This is a genomic window from Neokomagataea thailandica NBRC 106555 (assembly GCF_001598495.1).
GTDB classification, from domain to species: Bacteria; Pseudomonadota; Alphaproteobacteria; order Acetobacterales; family Acetobacteraceae; genus Gluconobacter; species Gluconobacter thailandicus_A.
In genome coordinates this window covers 1-744 of sequence record NZ_BCZB01000080.1, presented here as the reverse complement: position 1 = coordinate 744, position 744 = coordinate 1, and the positions used below count along the sequence as shown (strand labels likewise).

1 protein-coding gene is annotated in these 744 nt (G+C 44.5%); it reads right to left on the bottom strand.

The annotated features are described in order from the left end of the window. Nucleotides 1-744 (bottom strand): Ig-like domain-containing protein (locus tag NTH01S_RS11490; RefSeq protein WP_218015995.1); only part of this gene is annotated, 744 nt, incomplete at both ends.

Sequence of the window (744 nt, the reverse complement as noted above, 5' to 3'; positions counted from 1 at the left end):
CGTAACACCATAGACATCACTGCTGGTAGCCGTGACCTCATAATGCCCACTGGCTAAGTCATGCGCTGTAAATGACCAAACGCCAGTAGCGTCTGCTGTGCTCGTTCCTAAAAGGCTTCCATCCTGTAAATATAGCTTTATGACCGTATTAGAACTGGATGTGCCAGATAGCGCTACAGAGGTTCCTTCAATAATTGAGTTTTTATTCGCACCTTCAGGCGAAAAACCAATCGGATGTCCCCCTCCTAATAGGTAGCTTTTTTCGTCACTAATATTTTCATTGTTTAGTTGAGCAGAGTACAAATATAGGTTTCGGTCACCATCAGATTTTGGATCCCATGCATCATTTAAATACACAAGTTCAAATTTCGTGTTTGGCGGGAAGTTCCCCCAGTACTCAAAAGCTTGTTTTTCTCCGTTATGATGATCTGCTGTAACTGTTTGCACGGGGCCTACAGCGCTACCATTAACATAAAGTTGGAATTGAGCATTACCTTCCCAGGCATCTTCTGACATGTTCAGCGTTAAATGATCTTGTAACCCTGTAATAATTGGGGCTGCAGGAGGGGTTGCATCAACGATGAAATCATAGGCTTTTGACGTTGATGACGTAACACCATAGACATCACTGCTGGTAGCCGTGACCTCATAATGCCCACTGGCTAAGTCATGCGCTGTAAATGACCAAGCGCCAGTAGCGTCTGCTGTGCTCGTTCCTAGAAGGCTTCCATCCTGTAAATATAG